Genomic DNA, 20,474 nt, shown 5'->3' on the forward strand with positions numbered 1-20,474 from the left:
GCCAGGGCCTATTTTTTGCCCAATTGCTGCCCGACCGCCGTGCCCGCCAGCACCGCACCTTCCAGCGTGGCGGGGTAGGGCCCGCGCACATAGTCGCCGCACGCCCACAGCCCCGGCGCGATCGCGTTGGACGGGCGCTGCAGCGCGGGCGTGCAGGCAAAGGTGGCGCGCTTTTCCACCACCGTCTGCACCAGTTCCAGCGCCGGCAGGCCCAGTTGGCGTATGGCCTGGCGCAGCACCTGCTGCTCGCGTTCGGCACGGTCGCCCTCGAAGGCGCTCACCACCAGGGCCAGCAGGCCCGGCGGGCCGCCCAGCACGCCGCGGTCGAAGGCGAACTGGGCGGGTTCCTGCGCCGAAGAGCGCAGGGCCAGCATGGGGCTCTCCAGCACGGGCCCCTGGGCGCCCGGCACCTGCGCATAGACGGTGGCGATGGCGGTGAAGCGCATCGCCTGCGCCACGGCCGCCCAGTCGTACAGCGCGGAGCACAGCTCCTTGCGCGGCGCGGCCTGCTCTGAGCCCGCGCACGCGGCCACCAGCCTGGCCGCATCACTGCTGGGCAGGGCCAGCACGGCGGTGTCGAAGGCCTCCCCATCGACCGTCCAGCCGCTCGACGGCGGTGACTGGGGCGCGATGGCCTGCACCCGGCGCGCCCGGTGCACGGTGTGGCCCTGGGCCTGCAGCCATTGCGCGGCGGGTTCAGGAAACAGCGCGCCCAGGTCGGTGCGCGGCAGCAGCAGATTGGAGCCGCCGCGCCCGCTGAAGAGCGCATCGCGCAGCACGCGCAGGAACACCGTGGCGCTGGCTTCGGCGGCGGGGGTGTTGAGCGCCGAGACGCACAGCGGCTCGACGAACTCGGCCATCAGCTGCGGCGGCAGGCCCTGGCTGATGGTCAGCACCGTATCGCCGGGCGCGCAGCGGAATCCGCCCAGGCCCCACATCCAGCGGGCGGTGGTGGTCATCAGCGCCAGCCGCTGGCGCAGGCCCCAGCCCCGGGCGGTGGCAATGCCCCACACGGCGTCCAAGGGGGGCGCGATGTCGGGCAGGCGGATGCCCTTGCCGTCGGCGAAGCGCAGCGACAGCGGCAGGCGCATCAGGGCCGCTTCCGGGTCCACGCCCACCTGCGCCATGAGGTGCAGGCACTCGGTGTAGGCGCCGATCAGGATGTGCTGGCCGTTGTCCAGGGGGGGCGGGGCGCCACGCGCGCCGAGCGCATCGGCGGCGGGCAGGGCGCGGGCGCGGCCGCCCAGCACGCGGGTGGCCTCGAAGACGGTCACGCGGTGCCCCGCCTGTGCGGCGGCCACCGCCGCCGCCATGCCGGCCCAGCCGCCCCCGATGATGGCAACACGTTGCATGGAAGAAAACCCGGTCAGAGGCGGCCCAGGGCCTGCACCTTCCAGGCCAGCCACAGCTTGCGCAGCGGGGTGAGGCTCACCCGCTGGTGCAGCACCTGGAAGCCGTCGTGCTCGATCTCGCGCAGCAGGGTGCGGTAGATGCTGGCCATCATCAGCCCGGGCTTCTGGGCGCGCCGGTCGCCCGTGGGCAGCAGGGCGAGCGCCTCGTCGTAGAGCCGGTGCGCGCGCTCGGCCTGAAAGCGCATCAGCGCGGTGAATCGCTCGGAATACTGGCGCTTGAGGATCTCGTGCGCTTTCACGTCGAACTGCTGCAGCTCGGCCACGGGCAGGTAGATGCGGCCCATCATGGCGTCCTCGCCCACGTCGCGGATGATGTTGGTGAGCTGAAACGCCAGGCCTAGGGTGTGCGCGTATTCGGTGGTGCGGTCGTCGGTCTGCCCGAAGATGCGCGCGGCCACCTCGCCCACCACGCCCGCCACCAGCTGGCAGTAGCGCGACAGGCCGGGAAAGTCGAGGTAGCGCGTCTGCTCCAGGTCCATCTGGCAGCCGTCGATCACGGCCTGCAGATGGCGCTCTTCGATGCCGTAGGCCGTCACGTGCGGCATCAGCGCCTGCATCACGGGGTGCGTGGCGCGCCCGGCGAAGGACTGGGCCACCTCGGCCTGCCACCAGGCCAGCTTGGTGCGGGCCACGCCGGCATCCGAGACTTCGTCCACCACATCGTCGACCTCGCGGCAAAAACCATAGAAGGCCGTGATGGCGGCGCGCCGCGGCGCGGGCAGGAACAGAAAGGCGTAATAGAAGCTGCTGCCCGAGGCGGCGGCTTTTTGCTGGACGTACTGTTCCGGTGTCATGGGGCGCGATTCTCCCATGGGCGCCCGGGCTCGGCGGCGAACCGGGCTGGCTCGGGGCAGGGGCCGCCCTGCGGCCAGGTCAGGGGAGGGTGCCTTCGCATTCCTGCTCGCGTTTTCGGGTGGCAGTGCCGTGCTCGAACAGAGCCTGCCTACAGTGCGTTTCAAGCGGCGATTTCCCGATGCGAGGCACGGCGAGCGACCGCCTCGAAAGGTTTTCCCATGTCCCTCAGTTCCAAGTTCGCTTCCAAGGTCTTATCGGCGGGTAACCGCTTCGTCAAGGAGGTGGCGTCGAAAACGACGGGTCAGGCAAAGACCCAATCGGGTGCCGCGCAGTCCCGGCCGCAGCAGGACACGGTGTTCTCCAAATTGAGTTCGCGTACCAATGGAGCCGCAGCCCGTCCACAAGGCTCGCAGTCGCAACAGCCCCGGGCCAACCTGCAGTCGTTCCGACCGGCCAACCAGCAGGCCGGCCTCGCTGGCCAACAGCAGCAGCGCGTGCAGACCCCGAATTACCAGCACACCACGGCGGCTGCGCCTTCTCCGCGGAAACAGCAGCCCGAGCCCGCGGGCTTGAAGATGTTCGGCGATGGGCGCAGCAATGCACCTGCATCCCAGCCGGGAGTGCACCGCACGTCGATGCGCCCCACCGGTTCATCGAGTTCGCTCAGCTCCATGAGCTCCTGGGGTTCCACGAATTCTTCGAGCTCCCTCAGTTCCTGGAGCTCCACCAGTTCCTCGGGCTCTTCGAGCCCGTCGGGCCCCTCACGCCCCACGAGTCCGTCGCGCCCCTCGACCCCGACGAGCCCGTCGCGTCCCACGATCCATGCAAGCCCGACGGGTCCGACGAGCACGGCCCAAGCTGCACGGCCTCAGCAGGCCGCGTCGTCCGCGAGTTTCGGTCGGACCAGGCCCCAGTCCTCGGAAGCCGATACGGCCCAGCCCAAATTGCAGTTCATCCGCGGAACCCGGCAGGTCAAGGCGCAATACCTGGAGGCCAAGGCCCGCATGGACGCCGTGATCAAAGAGCATCACCAAGTGGACACGGCGTTGGACAACGCGACCGACGCCATGTCCGACAAGGAGTACGACGCGCTGAGCGCCCGATATGACACCCTCACCGCGCAGAAGAAAACAGCGATCCGTGAACACAATGCCCTTCGCAACGAAATGGCGAGGATGAACATTCCTGTGGTGCACCATGTGAGCCAGGCACTGACGGCCAACCTTCCGATGCTGGAGAAACTGGCGGACCTGTCCGGCAAGTTCACCAAGGTCGATCAGACGGGCATGGCCTTCGACCTGGAGGGCACGATGCGCCGAAGCGGCGCGAAGATGGTGAGTACCTTCAGGGCCGCCCAGGAGTTCGACGAACTGTCGGGCCAGCGCGATGCGATCATCAAGAGCCAAGCTCAGCTCAAGCAATTGCTCGCCAGCGACGAGATGGACGGCCTGCGCTATGCCGATCCCAAGCTGCATGCCTCACTCAGCCAGATGGCGAAGATGGACCTCGGCCAGTCTTTCCGCAAGCTGGACGCCCTGCAAAGCGTGGCCAAGGACATCGAAGAAGCGTTTGACAGCCAGGGGCTGTCGGCGATGCTGTACTCGATTCCCAGCACGCCAGAAGAAATTCGGGAGCGCAAGGAAAAAGAGTTGCGAGAACACCAGGAGGCGATCGACCAAGGCTACATGTAAGCCGGTGGCCCGGGGGCCATCGGTTCCGGGCCCCACTGCCTGCCGCCATGGTGGCGGGCGGGCTTCAGAAGGCGATCTGCTCCACACCCATGTCGCTCGGCCGGCGCAGCGCCTCTTTCATGAACATGCTCATTGGGAGCATGCCTTGCTGCTCCACGCTGAACCACTTCTTGTACAGCGCGGCCATCTCGCCGCCCTGGATCATGCGGCGCGTCACGCGGTCCACCAGTTCCTTGAACTTGGGATCGTCCTTGCGCAGCCCGATGCTGTAGGGCTCCAACGACAGCCGCTTTTCCAGGAAATGGTAGTCGTCCACGTTCTTGCCCAGGCGGGTGAGCGGAATCCAGATGCCCGCATCGTCGGCGAAGGCGGCATCGGCCTCGCCCTTGACCAGCGCGCCGACCACGTCGATCGTGCTGTCGGCCAGCACGTAGTTGAAGTGGCGGTTGTAGGTGCGCTCGTTGGCGCGCAGCAGCCCTTCGTTGGTGGTCTTGCCCTGCACGGCGATCTTCTTGCCCTGCAGGTCGTCCAGCGTCTTGATGCCCGAGCTTTTGCGCACGAGGAACGAAGAGGTCGCCACGAAGATGTGGTGGCTGAACGCGATCTCCTTTTGCCGCGCGGCCGTGTTGGCGGTGCCGCCGCACTCCAGGTCCACCACGCCGTCCTTCACGTCGCTGATGCGGTTCTTGCCGTCCACCAGCAGGTAGTGCACGCGCAGGTCGGGGCGCTTCAACTCCTTCTTGATCTCGTCGAAGATCTGCAGGCACACGTCCACCGTGTAGCCCTTCACCGCGCCGTTGGCGTCCTTGAACGAAAACGGCAAGGACTTTTCGCGGTGGCCCAGCTTCAGCTCGCCCGAGCTGGCGATGCGCGCCAGGGTGTCTTCCGCCCACGCGGGGGCTGCGCTGCCGAACGCGGCCAGGGCCGCCATGAGCGCCCAGGGGCGCAGTCGAGAAAGGAAATGCATGGGTGGAGGCGAAAAAGGCGGATGAAGGAAGGCGGCGGATGCGCCGGCGCCCGCATGGGCGAAAACCGCAAAGTGTATGCGCGTGTAACGAAAAAGGGCAGCCTCTGCCATGGCCGCAGCGTGCGGGTGCGTCCTATTCGCCACACCGGCAACGGCGCAGCCCCGGATTGGGCGCCCTCACTCAGCACTCGACCACGTTCACCGCCAGCCCGCCGCGCGAGGTTTCCTTGTATTTGCTCTTCATGTCGGCACCGGTCTGCATCATGGTCTTGATGACCTGATCGAGAGAGACCATATGCGTGCCGTTGCCGCGCAGGGCCATGCGCGCGGCGTTGATGGCCTTGATCGCGCCCATCGCGTTGCGCTCGATGCAGGGGATCTGCACCAGCCCGCCCACCGGGTCGCACGTCATGCCCAGGTTGTGCTCCATTCCGATCTCGGCCGCGTTCTCCACCTGCGCGGGCGTGCCGCCCATCACCGCCGCCAGCGCGCCGGCCGCCATCGAGCAGGCCACGCCCACTTCGCCCTGGCAGCCCACCTCGGCACCCGAAAGCGAGGCGTTTTCCTTGTAGATGATGCCGATGGCGCCGGCCGTGAGCAGGAAGTCGGCGATGCCGTCCTCGTCGGCGCCGGGCACGAACTTCACGTAGTAGTGCAGCACCGCCGGGATCACGCCGGCCGCGCCGTTGGTGGGCGCGGTCACGACGCGCCCGCCCGCCGCGTTCTCCTCGTTGACGGCCATGGCGTAGAGGTTGATCCAGTCCAGCATCGACAGCGGATCGCGCAGCGCCTCCTCGGCGCGGCCGGACAGCGTCTGGTGCAGCTGGCCCGCGCGGCGCTGCAGCCGCATGGGGCCGGGCAGGCTGCCGTGGCTGGCGCAGCCGCGCTGCACGGCGCCGGCCATGGTCTGCCAGATCTGCAGCAGGCGCTGGCGCACGTGCGCGCGGCTGTGCCAGTGCCCTTCGTTGGCCAGCGTGACGGCGGCGATGCCCTGCCCGGTGGCGGCGCATTGGGCCAGCAGTTCGGCGGCGGTGCGGTAGGGGTGGGGCAGTCCCGAGCCCGAACCTGCTGCGCCCTGGTCCAGGGCCTCGACGCTGTTGAGCACCCGCTGGCCGCCTTCGTCCACCACGAAGCCGCCGCCCACCGAGTAGTAGGTGCGCGTGAGCAGCAGTTCGCCCTGCGCCCCATGGGCATGCAGGCTCAGGCCGTTGGGGTGGAAGGGCAGGCTCTTTCGCCGGAACAGCAGGTGCTCCTTTTCGATGAACGCGATGCGGTGCGTGCCCAGCAGGTCGATGTGGCCGCCCGTGCGGATCGCCTCGACCGTGGGGCCGATCCGGTCCGGGTCGATGCGGTCGGGCTCGTGCCCGGCCAGGCCCAGCAGCACGGCGCGGTCGGTGCCGTGGCCGATGCCGGTGGCGGCCAGCGAGCCGAACAGCTCCACCACCACGCGGTGCACGGGCGCCAGGCCCATGGAATCGCGCAGGGCGACGGCGAACTGCCGCGCCGCGATCATGGGGCCCACGGTATGGGAGCTGGAGGGGCCGATACCGATCTTGAACAGGTCGAAAACGCTGACGGACATGGCGGGCAATGCAAGGGCTGTGGGGCGCGCAGGCTAACCGGCTGGCGGGGGCCGGGCATGCTCGCTATCCCGGGGCGGCCTTGCGCGAGGCCCGTTCCTTACCGGCTCAATCAAAATCGATTGCTACAAAAAATATAGCGTCATGCCATAGTAATCATTGTGCTGAAGGCCGATTCGATGCCTGGATTCTCGGCCTCCAGGGCCGCGACTGAAGCCGCGCTTGCCGGGCATGAATTCGCCTTACATCGCCACGGCCCGGCCCAGCATGCGGGCCCAGTCCAGCGGGCGCAGGCGTGGGCGGGTGTGCAGGCTGCCGCCGTCGAGCGCCTCCACCTTGTCCAGGATGCGCAGCCCGCCCTGCACGACCAGGCGCAGCTCCCAGCCGGCGCGCCCGGGCAGGCGGTGCACCAGGGGCGCGCCTTGGTCCATCAGCCCGCGCGCCCAGGCCGCGCAGTCGTTGACCAGCGCGCGCGTGGCGGGCGTGGTGCGCAGCGTGGACAGGGCCGCGCGGTCCACCCCGTGCGCCGTGCAGTCGGCGTCGGAGAGGTAGTGGCGCCCGCGTGGTATGTCCACGCTCAGGTCCTGCCAGAAGTTGATGAGCTGCAGCGCCGAGCAGATGGCGTCGCTGCGCGCGAGCGATTCGGCATCGTGCACGCCGTAGAGGTGCAGCAGCAGCCGGCCGACGGGATTGGCCGAGCGCCGGCAGTAATCCAGCAGTTCGGCCCGGTCGGCATACACGGCGCCGTCCCGCGTGCGGGCGATGTCCTGCGTGAACGCGCTCAGCAGGTCGGCCAGCAGCGGCACGGGCAGGGCATGGCTGCGCAGCACGGCCTGCAGCGGGCCGAAGATGGCGGCCCAGCGCGCGCCGGGCGGGTGGCCGGTGGCGATGGACTGCAGTTCGGCCCCATAGGCCGCCAGGTCCGCCAGGCGCTCGTCCGGGCCGGCGTCCCCTTCGTCGGCCAGGTCGTCCGCGGCGCGGGCGAAGGCGTAGATGGCCGCGATGGGCTGGCGCAGGTGCGGCGGGCACAGCAGCGAGGCCACGGGAAAGTTTTCGTAGTGCGTCACGGCCGGCGCCTGGGGGGTGCCGGGCGGTGCGGAGCGGGGGCGGGGATCGGAGGAGGGAGGCGTCACGGCGCGATTGTCGCTTGACAAGGTGACGGGGCTTCTCATAGATTACTAACCAGTCAGTCATTAAAACGAACCGCTTTCCCGGAACCAGCATGAACACCTCTGTCGCGCCGCGGCTTTCCCGGCCGTTCCCCTCGCAGCCCCGTCACGGGGCATTTTCTTGGGTGCAGCGCGCGATGGGGGGGCTGGCCGTCGGCGCGGCCGTCCTCGCTGGGGTGGGCTGCTCCAAGCCCGAGCCCGCCCCCGAGCCGGTGCGCTCGGTCAAGCTGCTCACCGTGGGCGCCGCCCCGCTGAACACCCAGCTCGAATATGCCGGCGAAGTGCGGGCGCGCATCGAATCGCGCCTGGGCTTCCGGGTGGCGGGCAAGATCGTGCAGCGCCAGGCCGAACTGGGCCAGCGCGTGAAGGCGGGCCAGGTGCTGGCCCAGCTCGACCCGCGCGACTACCAACTGGCCGCCGACGCGTCGCGCGCGCAGGTGGCCTCCGCCGCCACGCAGCGGGACCTGGCCGCCGCCGACTACCAGCGCTACGCCGCGCTCAAGGCGCAGAACTTCATCAGCGGCGCCGAGCTGGAGCGCCGCGCCTCCACCCTCAAGGCCGCGGAGGCCTCGCTCGACCAGGCGCGTGCGCAACTGGCCTCGCAAGGCAACCAGACCGGCTACACGCGGCTGGTGGCCGACGTGTCGGGCGTGGTCACCAGCATCGATGCCGAGCCGGGCCAGGTGGTGTCCGCCGGCACGCCGGTGGTGCGCATCGCCCAGGACGGCCCACGCGACGTGGTCTTCGTCGTGCCGGAGGACAAGGTCGCCCGCGTGAAGGCCAGCCAGCCAGTGGCCGTGCGGTCGTGGTCGGGCGGCGCGCCTTTGACCGGCCGGGTGCGCGAGGTGGCGGCCAGCGCCGATGCCGTCACCCGCACCTTCCAGATCAAGGTGGCCATCGAGGGCGCCGAGGCCCCGCCGCTCGGCGCCACCGTGTACGTCACGCCCGAGGCCCTGGGCCAGGCCGGCCAGCAGGCCATCAAGCTGCCCACCAGCGCGCTGCGCCAGGACGGCCAGCAGACGGCCGTGTGGGTCTTCGACGCCGCCAGCGGAACCGTGCGGTCGCAAGCCGTGCAGATCGCCACGGCGGACGGCAACGAGGCCGTGGTGGCTTCGGGGCTGGCCCCGGGCATGCAGGTGGTGGCCACGGGCGTGCACGTGCTGTCGCCCGGCCAGAAGGTCGTGCCGTACCAGCCCAAAACGCCTGCAGCGCAATCCAGTCCAGCGCAGACGGCTGTCAATGGCGTGGCAAGTCCCGCCAGTGCCGTGGCCTCCGGCCCGGCACCCGCCGCGACCGCATCGTCCGCCCGCTGAAGGCCGCTCCATGACGCAGATCCAGCCGAAAGAGGGCTTCAACCTCTCCAAATGGGCGCTCGACCATCCGGCGCTCACCCGCTACCTGATGATCGTGCTGATGCTGATGGGCTTTGGCGCCTACTTCCAGCTAGGGCAGGACGAGGACCCGCCGTTCACCTTCCGCGCGATGGTGGTGCGCACCTACTGGCCCGGCGCCACGGCGCAGCAAGTGGCCGAGCAGGTCACCGACAAGCTCGAACGCACGCTGCAGGAGGTGCCTTACGCCGACAAGATCCGCAGCTACTCCAAGCCCGGCGAGTCGCAGATCATCTTCAACATCAAGGACTCGTCCAAGTCCGGCGACGTGCCCAATGTCTGGTACACGGTCCGCAAGAAGATCGGCGACATGCGCGCCACCCTGCCGCAGGGCGTGCAGGGGCCGTTCTTCAACGATGACTTCGGCGACGTCTACGGCGTGATCTACGCGCTGGAGTCCGAGGGCTTCAGCTACGCCGAGATGAAGACCTTCGCCGACGACGTGCGCCAGCAGCTGCTGCGCGTGCCCGACGTGGCCAAGGTCGAGCAGTTCGGCGTGCAGGACGAAAAGCTCTACATCGAAATCTCGCAAAAGCGCCTCGCGCAGCTGGGCTTGGACATGAACCAGGTGCTGTCGCAACTGGGCCAGCAGAACGCGGTGGAAAGCGGCGGCATCATCCAGACGCCGCAGGACCAGGTCCAGGTGCGCGTGGCCGGGCAGTTCGGTGCGGTCGAAGACCTGCGCGCCATGCCGATCCGCGGCGCTTCGGGCGCGCAGCTGCGCCTGGGCGACATCGCCGATATCCACCGCGGCTACGTGGAACCGCCGGCTGTGAAGGTGCGCCACCAGGGCCAGGAAGTGATCGCGCTCGGCGTGTCGATGGCCAAGGGCGGCGACATCATCCGCCTGGGCGAGGCCCTGAAGACCGCCACGCAGAAGATCGAAAAAACCCTGCCGGCCGGCGTGCGGTTCGTGAACGTGCAGGACCAGCCCAAGTCGGTGTCCTCGTCGGTCAACGAGTTCGTGAAGGTGCTGATCGAGGCCGTGGTGATCGTGCTGGCCGTGAGCTTCCTGGCGCTGGGGCTGCACAAGCGCCCCGGCCGCCATCCGCTGTGGAAGCGCTGGACGCTGGACGTCCGCCCGGGCCTGGTGGTGGGCATCACCATTCCGCTGGTGCTGGCCGTCACGTTCCTGGCCATGTGGTACTGGAACATCGGGCTGCACAAGATCTCGCTGGGCTCGCTCATCATCGCGCTGGGCCTGCTGGTGGACGACGCCATCATTGCCGTCGAGATGATGGTGCGCAAGATGGAGGAGGGCTACGACAAGGTGCGCGCGGCCACCTTCGCCTACGAGATCACCGCCATGCCGATGCTGACCGGCACGCTGATCACGGCGGCGGGCTTCCTGCCGATCGGCATCGCCAAGTCGGTGACGGGGGAATACACCTTTGCCATCTTCGCGGTCACGGTGATCGCGCTGGTGCTGTCGTGGCTGGTTTCGGTGTACTTCGTGCCGTACCTGGGCACGCTGCTGCTCAAGAAGCCGCCGCACGTGCACACCGGCCCGGACGGCCAGCCGCACGAGGCGTTCGACAGCGGGTTCTACAACGTGTTTCGCCGCTGCGTGGACTGGTGCGTGCGCTACCGCTGGATCACCATCGGGCTCACGGTGGCCACCTTCGCGCTCGGCATCGTCGGCATGGGCCGCGTGCAGCAGCAGTTCTTCCCGGATTCGAGCCGCCCTGAAATCCTGATGGACATCTGGTTCCCGGAAGGCACCTCGTTCGAAGCCAACGAAGAGGTCACGCGCCGCGTCGAGCAGCGCCTGCGGGCCGAGGCGGGCGTGTCCACCGTCAGCGTGTGGGTGGGCTCGGGCGTGCCGCGCTTTTATCTGCCGCTGGACCAGGTCTTTCCGCAGACCAACGTGTCGCAGTTCATCGTGATCCCGCAGGACCTGCACGTGCGCGAGTCGCTGCGCGTCGGGTTGCCCGAGATCATGGCGCGCGAGTTTCCCGAGGTGCGGGCGCGCGTGAAGCTGCTGCCCAACGGGCCGCCCGTGCCTTACCCGGTGCAGTTCCGCGTGGTGGGCACCGATCCCGCCGTGCTGCGCGCCCGGGCCGATGAGGTCAAGGCCATCCTGCGCGACCACCCGCAGATGCGCGGCGTGAACGACAACTGGAACGAGTCCGTCAAGGTCATGCGCCTGGAAGTCGACCAGGACAAGGCCCGCGCCCTGGGCGTTACCAGCCAGTCCATCGCCCAGGCCGCACGCACCGTCTTCACCGGCACGACCGTGGGCCAATACCGCGAGGGCGACAAGCTCATCGACATCGTGTTCCGCCAGCCGCCGGACGAACGCAAGGCCATCACCGACGTGGCCAATGCCTACCTGCCCACGGCCTCGGGCAAGTCGATTCCGCTCACGCAGATCGCTCGGCCGGTGTTCACCTGGGAGCCGGGCGTGATGTGGCGCGAGAACCGCGACTACGCCATCACGGTGCAGGGCGACGTCATCGAAGGCCTGCAGGGCGCGACCGTCACCGAAGCGCTGGTGCCCGGCCTGCGGCAGCTGGAGGCGAAGTGGCATGCGGCCGGCCAGGGCGGCTACCGCATCGAGGTGGCGGGTGCCGTGGAGGAAAGCTCCAAGGGCTCGGCCTCCATCGCCGCGGGCGTGCCGATCATGCTGTTCATCACGTTCACTCTGCTCATGCTCCAGCTGCACAGCTTCAGCCGCGCGGTGCTGGTGTTCCTTACCGGGCCGCTGGGCATTGCCGGGGTGGCGGGGGCGCTGCTGCTGCTGGGCCGGCCGTTCGGGTTCGTGGCGCTGCTGGGGGTGATCGCACTCATGGGCATGATCCAGCGCAACTCCGTCATCCTGATCGACCAGATCGAGCAGGACCGCGCGCGGGGCGTGCCCGCGTGGGACGCCATCGTGGAGTCGGCCGTGCGCCGGTTGCGCCCCATCGTGCTCACGGCCGCCGCGGCGGTGCTGGCCATGATCCCGCTGTCGCGCAGCGTGTTCTGGGGCCCGATGGCCGTGGCCATCATGGGCGGCCTGATCGTGGCGACGGTGCTCACGCTACTGGCGCTGCCGGCTATGTACGCGGCCTGGTTCCGCGTGAAAGAGCCCGATCCGCATGCGCCGAAGCCGGCCTGATCGGAGACGGTCCGCCGACAAGGTAAAATCGAAGGTTGACCAATTTCACACAGGTGGCCGGCCCTGCCGGTCGCCTGTTTTGTCTGTAAGTTTGCGCGGGTGGCGAAATTGGTAGACGCACCAGGTTTAGGTCCTGACGCCAGCAATGGTGTGGGGGTTCGAGTCCCCCCCCGCGCACCACGGTGCGGCTGCAAAAGCAGCCGTCACGGTCCCCATATTCATAGAGGAAGAGCCATGGCCGTTACTGTTGAAACCCTTGAAAAGCTCGAGCGCAAGATCACGCTGAGCTTGCCCCTCACCGCGATCCAGTCCGAGGTCGACTCGCGCCTCAAGCGCCTGGCCCGCACCGTGAAGATGGACGGCTTCCGTCCCGGCAAGGTGCCGATGAACGTCGTGGCCCAGCGCTATGGCTACTCGGTCCAGTACGAAGTGCTGAACGACAAGGTCGGCGAGGCGTTCGCCCAGGCCGCTAACGAAGCCAACCTGCGCGTGGCTGGCCAGCCCCGCATCACCGAAAAAGACGGTGCTCCGGAAGGCCAGGTCACCTTCGACGCCATTTTCGAAGTGTTCCCTGAAGTCAAGATCGCCGATCTGGCCGGCGCCGAAGTCGAAAAGCTGTCCGCCGAAGTGACCGACGCCGCCATCGACAAGACCATCGACATCCTGCGCAAGCAGCGCCGCAGCTTCGCCCAGCGCGCGCAAGCCGCTGCCGCTGAAGACGGCGACCGCGTGACGGTCGACTTCGAAGGCAAGATCGACGGCGAAACGTTCTCCGGCGGCAAGGCCGAAGACTTCCAGTTCCTGGTCGGCGAAGGCCAGATGCTCAAGGAATTCGAAGACGCCGTGCGTGGCATGAAGTCCGGCGAAAGCAAGACCTTCCCGTTGGCCTTCCCCGAGGACTACCACGGCAAGGACGTGGCTGGCAAGACGGCTGACTTCATGGTCACCGTGAAGAAGATCGAAGCCGCCCACCTGCCCGAAGTGAACGAGCAGCTCGCCAAATCCCTCGGCATCGCCGACGGCACGGTCGATGGCCTGCGCGCCGACATCAAGAAAAACCTCGAGCGCGAAGTCAAGTTCCGCCTGCTGGCCCGCAACAAGCAGGCCGTGATGGACGCCCTGGTGTCCAAGGCCGAGTTGGACCTGCCCAACGCCAGCGTGCAGGCCGAGATCGCCCGCCTGCTGGAAGGCGCTCGTGCCGATCTGAAGCAACGCGGCATCAAGGACGCCGACAAGGCCGAAATCCCGGAAGACGTGTTCCGTCCCCAGGCCGAGCGCCGCGTGCGCCTGGGCCTCGTGGTGGCCGAACTGGTGCGTGCCAATGAACTGCACGCCAAGCCCGAGCAACTGAAGGCCCACGTGGACGAACTGGCCGCCAGCTACGAAAAGCCGGAAGACGTCGTGCGCTGGTACTTCGGCGACCGTCAGCGTCTGGCCGAAGTCGAGGCCGTCGTCATCGAAAACAACGTGACCGACTTCGTGATGGGCAAGGCCAAGGTGACGGACAAGTCCGTTTCCTTCGATGAACTGATGGGCCAGGGCTGATGCGCTGCTGCCGCCGGACCGCCCGATTGCGGTTTCTGGCGGCTGGATGACATCGGGGGCTTGTGCTTGCGTGCACAAGCCCCAATTCATTTCTGGGTACAGTATCCGCATGACAGGAGAAAACATGAGTGCACTGGAAACACAAGCCTTGGGCATGGTCCCCATGGTCATCGAGCAGTCGGGGCGCGGCGAACGCTCCTACGACATCTATTCGCGGCTGCTGAAAGAGCGCATTATTTTTTTGGTGGGCGAGGTCAATGACCAGACCGCCAACCTCGTGGTGGCCCAGTTGCTGTTCCTCGAAAGCGAGAACCCCGACAAGGACATCTCGTTCTATATCAACTCCCCGGGCGGCAGCGTCACGGCCGGCATGGCGATCTACGACACCATGCAGTTCATCAAGCCCGACGTGTCGACCATGTGCGTGGGCTTTGCCGCCAGCATGGGCGCCTTCCTGCTGGCCGCCGGGGCCAAGGGCAAGCGGTTTTCCCTGCCGAACTCCAAGATCATGATCCACCAGGTGCTGGGCGGAGCCCGCGGCCAGGCGACGGACATCGAAATCCACGCACGCGACATTCTGCGTACCAAGGACCAGATGAACCGCATCCTGGCGGAACGCACCGGACAGCCCCTGGACAAGGTCAAGAACGACACCGAGCGCGACTACTTCCTCACGGCCGATGAAGCCAAGGAATACGGTCTGGTCGATCAGGTGATCGCCAAGCGCCCCTGATCGCTCCGCAAGGGAATACGCGGCGTTTTCCCCAGGGAAGACGCCGTTTTTTATTTCGTTATCATCCCGACAACGTTCCGCAACACGAGGCATTGCCCCCATGGCCGAGAAAAAAGGCTCTTCCAGCGAAAAAACCCTTTACTGCTCCTTTTGCGGCAAAAGCCAGCACGAGGTAAAGAAGCTAATCGCCGGTCCGTCGGTTTTTATCTGCGACGAGTGCATCGACCTGTGCAATGAAATCATTCGGGACGAGCTTCCAGCAGCCGACGGCACGCGCGAATCGCGCGGCGACCTTCCCACCCCCGCGGAGATCAAGGCGAACCTGGACAGCTACGTCATCGGCCAGGACTTCGCCAAGCGCACGCTGGCCGTGGCCGTGTACAACCACTACAAGCGGTTGCGCCACAAGGACAAGGCCGGCAAGGACGAGGTGGAACTGTCCAAGAGCAACATCCTGCTGATTGGGCCCACCGGCTCGGGCAAGACGCTGCTGGCCCAGACGCTGGCCCGCATGCTGGACGTGCCTTTCGTGATGGCGGATGCCACCACCCTGACCGAGGCCGGCTACGTGGGTGAAGACGTCGAGAACATCGTGCAAAAGCTCCTGCAAAGCTGCAACTACGAGGTGGAGCGGGCCCAGCGCGGCATCGTCTACATCGACGAGATCGACAAGATTTCCCGCAAGTCGGATAACCCGTCCATCACGCGGGACGTGTCGGGTGAAGGGGTTCAGCAGGCGCTGCTCAAGCTCATCGAAGGCACCATGGCCAGCGTGCCCCCGCAGGGTGGCCGCAAGCATCCCAACCAGGACTTCCTGCAGATCGACACGACGAACATCCTGTTCATCTGCGGCGGCGCGTTCGCGGGCCTGGAGAAGGTGATCGAGAACCGCACGGAGGCCTCGGGCATCGGTTTTGGGGCGTCGGTCAAGAGCAAGAAGCAACGGTCCCTGACCGAGGTGTTCACCGAGATCGAGCCGGAAGATCTGATCAAGTTCGGTCTCATTCCCGAACTGGTGGGCCGCATGCCCGTCGTGACGGCCCTGGCCGAGCTCAGCGAGGATGCGCTGGTCCAGATTCTGACCGAGCCCAAGAACGCCCTGGTCAAGCAGTACAACAAGCTGCTGTCCATGGAGGGCGTGGACCTGGAGATCCGCCCTGCGGCGCTCAAGGCCATTGCCCGCAAGGCGCTCGCTCGCAAGACCGGCGCGCGCGGCCTGCGGTCGATTCTGGAGCAATCGCTGATCAGCACCATGTTCGACCTGCCCAATGCCACCAATGTAGAAAAAGTGGTGGTGGACGAGTCCACCATCGAGGAAAACAAGGCGCCCCTGCTCGTGTACCGAGAGGCCGCCAAGAAAGCCTGAGGCGCGGCCCGCCGGTAACGCAGCAGCCGCCTGCAGTCCTCTTCGCCTGCAACCCATCGCCTTCGCTTCATCGGCGATCGTGGTGGGTTGAAAAATCTCGCTGTTGGACCATATTCCAAGCAGCTTCATGAGGATTTCCATGTCCGGACAAACCCCACTGCCTGCCACCCCCATCGACCTGCCGTTGCTGCCGTTGCGCGACGTCGTGGTCTTCCCCCACATGGTGATCCCGCTGTTCGTGGGACGCCCCAAGAGCATCAAGGCGCTGGAACTGGCCATGGACGCCGACCGGCGGATCATGCTGGTCGCCCAGAAAACCGCCGCCAAGGACGAGCCCCTCGTCTCGGACATGTTCGACGTGGGTTGCGTTTCCACGATCCTGCAGATGCTGAAATTGCCCGATGGCACCGTCAAGGTGCTGGTCGAGGGGCAACAGCGGGCACTCGTGTCTGCCATCCAGGACAACGAAACCCATTTCACCGCGACTGTGGCTCCCGTCGAAGCGCAGGAGGACGAGAGCAAGCCCAGCGAGATCGAGGCCTTGCGCCGGGCCGTGATGCAGCAGTTCGATCAGTACGTCAAGCTGAACAAGAAGATTCCGCCGGAAATCCTCACCTCGATCTCTGCCATCGATGATCCAGGGCGTCTGGCGGACACCATTGCCGCCCACCTGCCGCTCAAGCTGGAAAACAAACAGGTCGTGCTCGACCTGTCGGATGTGAAGCTGCGCCTCGAAAACCTTTTCGAGCAGTTGGATCGCGAAGTGGACATCCTCAATGTCGACAAGAAGATCCGTGGCCGCGTGAAGCGCCAGATGGAGAAGAACCAGCGCGATTTCTACCTGAACGAGCAGGTCAAGGCCATTCAGAAGGAACTGGGCGAGGGCGAGGAGGGCGCGGACATCGAGGAGATCGAAAAGAAGATCAAGCTCGCAAAGATGCCCGCTGACGCGCGCAAGAAGGCGGACAGCGAGCTCAAGAAGCTTAAGCTCATGTCGCCCATGTCGGCCGAAGCCACGGTGGTGCGCAACTACATCGAAGTGCTCACCGGGTTGCCGTGGAGCAAAAAGACCAAGATCAAGCACGACCTTGCCAATGCCGAGGGCGTGCTCAATGAAGACCACTACGGCCTCGACAAGGTCAAGGACCGCATCCTGGAATACCTCGCGGTCCAGCAGCGCGTGGACAAGGTCAAGGCTCCCATTCTGTGCCTGGTGGGGCCACCCGGCGTTGGCAAGACCTCGCTCGGGCAGTCGATTGCCAAGGCGACCGGGCGTAAATACGTGCGCATGGCGTTGGGCGGTATGCGTGACGAAGCGGAGATCCGCGGTCACCGCCGGACCTACATCGGCGCCATGCCCGGCAAGGTGCTGCAGAGCTTGAACAAGGTCGGTACGCGCAATCCGCTGTTCCTGCTGGACGAAATCGACAAGCTGGGTACGGATTTTCGGGGCGACCCTTCGAGCGCCCTGCTGGAAGTGCTCGATCCCGAGCAGAACCACAAGTTCGGCGACCACTACGTCGAAGTCGATTTCGATTTGAGCGACGTGATGTTCGTCGCCACCTCCAATTCGATGAACATCCCGCCGGCGCTGCTGGACCGGATGGAAGTGATCCGCCTGTCGGGCTACACCGAAGACGAGAAAACCAACATCGCCATGAAGTACCTGCTGCCCAAGCAGATGGGCAACAACGGCGTCAAAGATGAGGAACTGCAAGTCACCGAGTCGGCGGTGCGGGACGTGGTTCGCTACTACACGCGCGAAGCAGGGGTGCGTTCGCTGGAGCGTGAGTTGTCCAAGATCTGCCGCAAGGTCGTCAAGGGACTGCAGCTCAAGCAACTGACGCCGCAAGTCGTGGTGACCGCGGACAACCTTCCCGATTATCTTGGTGTGCGCAAGTACACCTATGGCCGCGCGGAGCAGCAGAATCAGGTGGGGCAAGTGGTGGGCCTGGCATGGACCGAAGTGGGGGGCGATCTGCTCACCATCGAAGCGGCCACGATGCCCGGCAAGGGCGTGATCACGCGCACCGGCTCGCTGGGCGACGTCATGAAGGAATCGGTGGAAGCGGCACGAACCGTGGTGCGCAGTCGCTCCCGCATGCTCGGCATCAAGGACGAGGCCTTCGAAAAGCGCGACATCCACATCCACGTGCCCGACGGTGCGACGCCCAAGGACGGGCCCAGCGCCGGCGCGGCCATGACGACCGCTTTCGTTTCGGCGCTGACCGGTATCCCCGTGCGAGGCGATGTGGCGATGACCGGAGAAATCACCTTGCGAGGCGAGGTGACGGCCATCGGTGGGCTGAAGGAAAAATTGCTGGCGGCACTGCGCGGTGGCATTAAGACCGTCTTGATCCCCGAAGAGAACGTCAAGGACCTGCAGGAGATTCCCGAGAACGTGAAGAGCGGGCTCGAAATCGTGCCGGTGAAGTGGATCGACAAGGTGCTGGAAGTGGCGCTCGAGCGCAAACCGATCGCGCTCACCGATGAGGAAATCGCTGCGGCAGTGCCTGCGTCAGAGGAAAAAACCTCTACCACTGCAGGCTCTGTGAAGCATTGATGGAAATTTGTCGAAAGCCTCCAAAAATTGCGCTACAATTCATCCCATCGATGCAAACGTTGTACAATGTGAGGCTTCGGTAAATGCGGGAATAGCTCAGTTGGTAGAGCGCAACCTTGCCAAGGTTGAGGTCGAGAGTTCGAGACTCTTTTCCCGCTCCAATTTCCAAAAAAGGGGAAGCACAGCTTCCCCTTTTTGCCAAGGGAAGCAGGTTTGGCGCGGTAGCAAAGCGGTTATGCACCGGATTGCAAATCCGTGTAGGTCGGTTCGACTCCGGCCCGCGCCTCCAGCACTGATCGCGAAAGCGGTTTTGATGCACGGAACAAGAACATTCGGTTGTTCTGGTTGAGTGGTTAAAAGTGGTGCTATAATTTGAGTCTTGCTAGGTTGGTGTAAATCAATCAAGCGACATGCGGGAATAGCTCAGTTGGTAGAGCGCAACCTTGCCAAGGTTGAGGTCGAGAGTTCGAGACTCTTTTCCCGCTCCAATTTTTATGCTGTGGACTTCCAGCGAAGTCCACAGCACCTTGATCCCACAGTGGTTTCTGTCTGTGGAGCATCCAGCAAAGTCTGCTGAAATCCACCCCCAGCCACGCACTTTTAGTACATAAATTAGTACTGAAAATCCGGGCGCTGGGTTGTCCGGTTTTCGGCTGTGCTGCTTCCATCGACGTCGGTACACCTCTCCTCATCCTGAAGGAGAGTTCGATGGCTTTGACAGATACTGCGGTGCGGCAGGCCAGGACAACTGGCAAGGACTACACCCTCAACGACGCGCACGGCTTGCTGCTCTTCGTGAGTGCCAAGGGCAAGAAGAAGTGGCACTTCCGTTTCTCATGGCTGGGCCAGCAGTCTCGCATCGCCATCGGCCCGTACCCAGAGATCAGCCTCAAGGAGGCGAGGGGCCGCCGGGATGAACTCCGAGCGCAGCTTGCCAATGGGGTCGATCCCCGCGCCCATCTTCGCCAGGCCGAAGAAAAGGCGCAGGCTGCAGCGACGCATACCTTCCAGGCAGTGTTTCAGTCATGGCGGGACTTCAAGGCATTGAGCCTGAAGGCTGGCCGGCAAAGCACGCTGTCGCAGATCAATCGCATCTTCGATAAGGACGTGCTCCCTTGGCTCGGCGCGGTCTCCATCTTTGACGTGACGCCGGCACACCTGCTGGAAGTGTTGCGCAAGATCGAGCGCCGCCATGCGCTGACCACTGCGGAGAAGGTGCGCACGTGGTTCAACCAGATGTTCCGCTACGCGATGGTGGAGAAGGGCCTGCCTGCGAACCCTGCCAGCGATCTGGACATCGTGGCCGTGCCCAAGCCGCCGGTGAGCCATAACCCGTTCCTGCGCATGGAGGAACTGCCCGCGTTCCTGCGGACATTGCGTAAGTACCGTGGCTTCAAGACCACGCGCCAGGGCATTCAATTGCTGTTCCTGACCGGCGTTCGAACAGGCGAGTTGCGCGCGGCGGTGCCCGAGCAGTTCGATCTGGAACGAGGCCTCTGGACTATCCCCGCAGTGATCGTCAAGCAACTGCAGTTGAAGATGCGCAAGGAAGGCAAGACCGTGCCGCCCTATGTGGTGCCACTCTCGACTCAGGCCATTGCCATCGTCCGCGAACTGCTCGACGCGCAGGCACGGCGGCCAGCGCAGCGATATCTGCTGCCCAATCGTGACGACCTCAAGGAGCCTATCAGCGAGAACACGCTCAATGGCGCGCTGCGTCGCATGGGCTACGAAGAGCAGCTGACCGGTCATGGCATCCGGGGCACCATCTCCACCGCACTGAATGAGCTCGGCTACCGTGTGGAGTGGATTGATTCACAACTGTCGCACGCCGACCCCAACCAGATTCGTGCCGCTTACAACCATGCGGCCTACGTGGAGCAGCGCCGTCTGATGATGCAGGACTGGGCCAACCGACTGGATCGTTGGGAGGCCGGGGAACAGGTCGAGGAAGCGGGCGCATCGCCCGTGGCCCCAGAGAGCCTGGAAGTGATCGAGGCCTATCTCAAGGCGCTTGCCTCGGGACAGTTGCGGCCCAAGGACGATGCGCTGCAGCTGTTAGGCCAACTCTTTGCCCGGGCCGGTGACAGTGGGAATGCTGCCGTGCGGGCGAGGGCATGAGCAAGCGAATGCGGTCCAGAAAGCAACTTGAAGTCACCGCG

Annotated in this window: 13 protein-coding genes, 4 tRNA genes and 1 pseudogene; 12 read left to right on the forward strand and 6 right to left on the reverse strand. The window is 65.6% G+C overall.

The genetic code is table 11. The annotated features are described in order from the left end of the window. Window positions 1-8 precede the first annotated feature (8 nt). From hpnE to AVTE2539_RS04810, 3 genes are all read right to left on the reverse strand, one after another. On the reverse strand, window positions 9-1,352 hold the full coding sequence (gene hpnE / locus AVTE2539_RS04800) for a hydroxysqualene dehydroxylase HpnE (RefSeq protein ID WP_284408546.1): 1,344 nt from the start codon (window positions 1,350-1,352) through the stop codon (window positions 9-11). Between the two features lie 14 nt (window positions 1,353-1,366). Next, the gene (gene hpnD / locus AVTE2539_RS04805) at window positions 1,367-2,206 is read right to left on the reverse strand and encodes a presqualene diphosphate synthase HpnD (RefSeq protein WP_284408547.1); all 840 of its coding nucleotides are present in this window, start codon (window positions 2,204-2,206) and stop codon (window positions 1,367-1,369) included. A 509-nt stretch (window positions 2,207-2,715) separates the two neighbouring features. Next, window positions 2,716-2,979: a hypothetical protein gene (locus tag AVTE2539_RS04810; protein ID WP_284408548.1), complete on the reverse strand. Its 264-nt coding sequence runs from the start codon at window positions 2,977-2,979 to the stop codon at window positions 2,716-2,718. A gap of 172 nt (window positions 2,980-3,151) precedes the next feature. On the opposite strand from AVTE2539_RS04810, the gene AVTE2539_RS04815 reads away from it, so the two are divergent. Continuing rightward, window positions 3,152-3,898 (forward strand): hypothetical protein, encoded by a 747-nt coding sequence (locus AVTE2539_RS04815; protein WP_284408549.1) that lies wholly within the window; start codon window positions 3,152-3,154, stop codon window positions 3,896-3,898. 64 nt (window positions 3,899-3,962) lie between these two features. Here the strand turns inward: AVTE2539_RS04815 and AVTE2539_RS04820 are convergent, their stop codons facing one another. The 3 genes from AVTE2539_RS04820 to hpnC form a co-directional block, all read right to left on the reverse strand. After that, window positions 3,963-4,865 (reverse strand): amino acid ABC transporter substrate-binding protein, encoded by a 903-nt coding sequence (locus AVTE2539_RS04820; RefSeq protein WP_284408550.1) that lies wholly within the window; start codon window positions 4,863-4,865, stop codon window positions 3,963-3,965. 181 nt (window positions 4,866-5,046) lie between these two features. Next, on the reverse strand, window positions 5,047-6,447 hold the full coding sequence (locus tag AVTE2539_RS04825) for an L-serine ammonia-lyase (RefSeq protein WP_284408551.1): 1,401 nt from the start codon (window positions 6,445-6,447) through the stop codon (window positions 5,047-5,049). Window positions 6,448-6,687: 240 nt separating this feature from the next. After that, the gene (gene hpnC / locus AVTE2539_RS04830) at window positions 6,688-7,617 is read right to left on the reverse strand and encodes a squalene synthase HpnC (RefSeq protein WP_502868862.1); all 930 of its coding nucleotides are present in this window, start codon (window positions 7,615-7,617) and stop codon (window positions 6,688-6,690) included. Window positions 7,618-7,667: 50 nt separating this feature from the next. Here hpnC and AVTE2539_RS04835 point away from each other — a divergent pair, with 50 nt between their 5' ends. The 11 genes and pseudogenes from AVTE2539_RS04835 to AVTE2539_RS04885 form a co-directional block, all read left to right on the forward strand. Then, window positions 7,668-8,927: an efflux RND transporter periplasmic adaptor subunit gene (locus AVTE2539_RS04835; RefSeq protein ID WP_502868863.1), complete on the forward strand. Its 1,260-nt coding sequence runs from the start codon at window positions 7,668-7,670 to the stop codon at window positions 8,925-8,927. A 10-nt stretch (window positions 8,928-8,937) separates the two neighbouring features. Next, window positions 8,938-12,105 (forward strand): efflux RND transporter permease subunit, encoded by a 3,168-nt coding sequence (locus AVTE2539_RS04840; RefSeq protein WP_284408553.1) that lies wholly within the window; start codon window positions 8,938-8,940, stop codon window positions 12,103-12,105. Window positions 12,106-12,198: 93 nt separating this feature from the next. Continuing rightward, window positions 12,199-12,285: transfer RNA gene (locus tag AVTE2539_RS04845), tRNA-Leu, on the forward strand. A gap of 54 nt (window positions 12,286-12,339) precedes the next feature. Continuing rightward, the gene (tig, locus tag AVTE2539_RS04850; RefSeq protein WP_272564309.1) at window positions 12,340-13,650 is read left to right on the forward strand and encodes a trigger factor; all 1,311 of its coding nucleotides are present in this window, start codon (window positions 12,340-12,342) and stop codon (window positions 13,648-13,650) included. Window positions 13,651-13,774: 124 nt separating this feature from the next. Beyond that, window positions 13,775-14,383, forward strand: a complete 609-nt coding sequence (gene clpP, locus AVTE2539_RS04855; RefSeq protein WP_092740460.1) for an ATP-dependent Clp endopeptidase proteolytic subunit ClpP — start codon at window positions 13,775-13,777, stop codon at window positions 14,381-14,383. Between the two features lie 100 nt (window positions 14,384-14,483). Continuing rightward, window positions 14,484-15,749: an ATP-dependent Clp protease ATP-binding subunit ClpX gene (gene clpX / locus AVTE2539_RS04860; protein WP_092740458.1), complete on the forward strand. Its 1,266-nt coding sequence runs from the start codon at window positions 14,484-14,486 to the stop codon at window positions 15,747-15,749. A 139-nt stretch (window positions 15,750-15,888) separates the two neighbouring features. After that, window positions 15,889-18,312 (forward strand): endopeptidase La, encoded by a 2,424-nt coding sequence (gene lon, locus AVTE2539_RS04865; RefSeq protein ID WP_284408554.1) that lies wholly within the window; start codon window positions 15,889-15,891, stop codon window positions 18,310-18,312. 85 nt (window positions 18,313-18,397) lie between these two features. After that, window positions 18,398-18,473: transfer RNA gene (locus tag AVTE2539_RS04870), tRNA-Gly, on the forward strand. 54 nt (window positions 18,474-18,527) lie between these two features. Further along, window positions 18,528-18,601 (forward strand) — tRNA-Cys (locus AVTE2539_RS04875). A gap of 123 nt (window positions 18,602-18,724) precedes the next feature. Further along, window positions 18,725-18,800 (forward strand) — tRNA-Gly (locus AVTE2539_RS04880). A gap of 220 nt (window positions 18,801-19,020) precedes the next feature. After that, window positions 19,021-20,274, forward strand: a pseudogene (locus tag AVTE2539_RS04885) (tyrosine-type recombinase/integrase); the annotation flags it as partial. Window positions 20,275-20,474: the final 200 nt, after the last annotated feature.

The sequence above is a fragment of the Acidovorax sp. SUPP2539 genome, from assembly GCF_030158975.1.
GTDB lineage: Bacteria > Pseudomonadota > Gammaproteobacteria > Burkholderiales > Burkholderiaceae_C > Paracidovorax.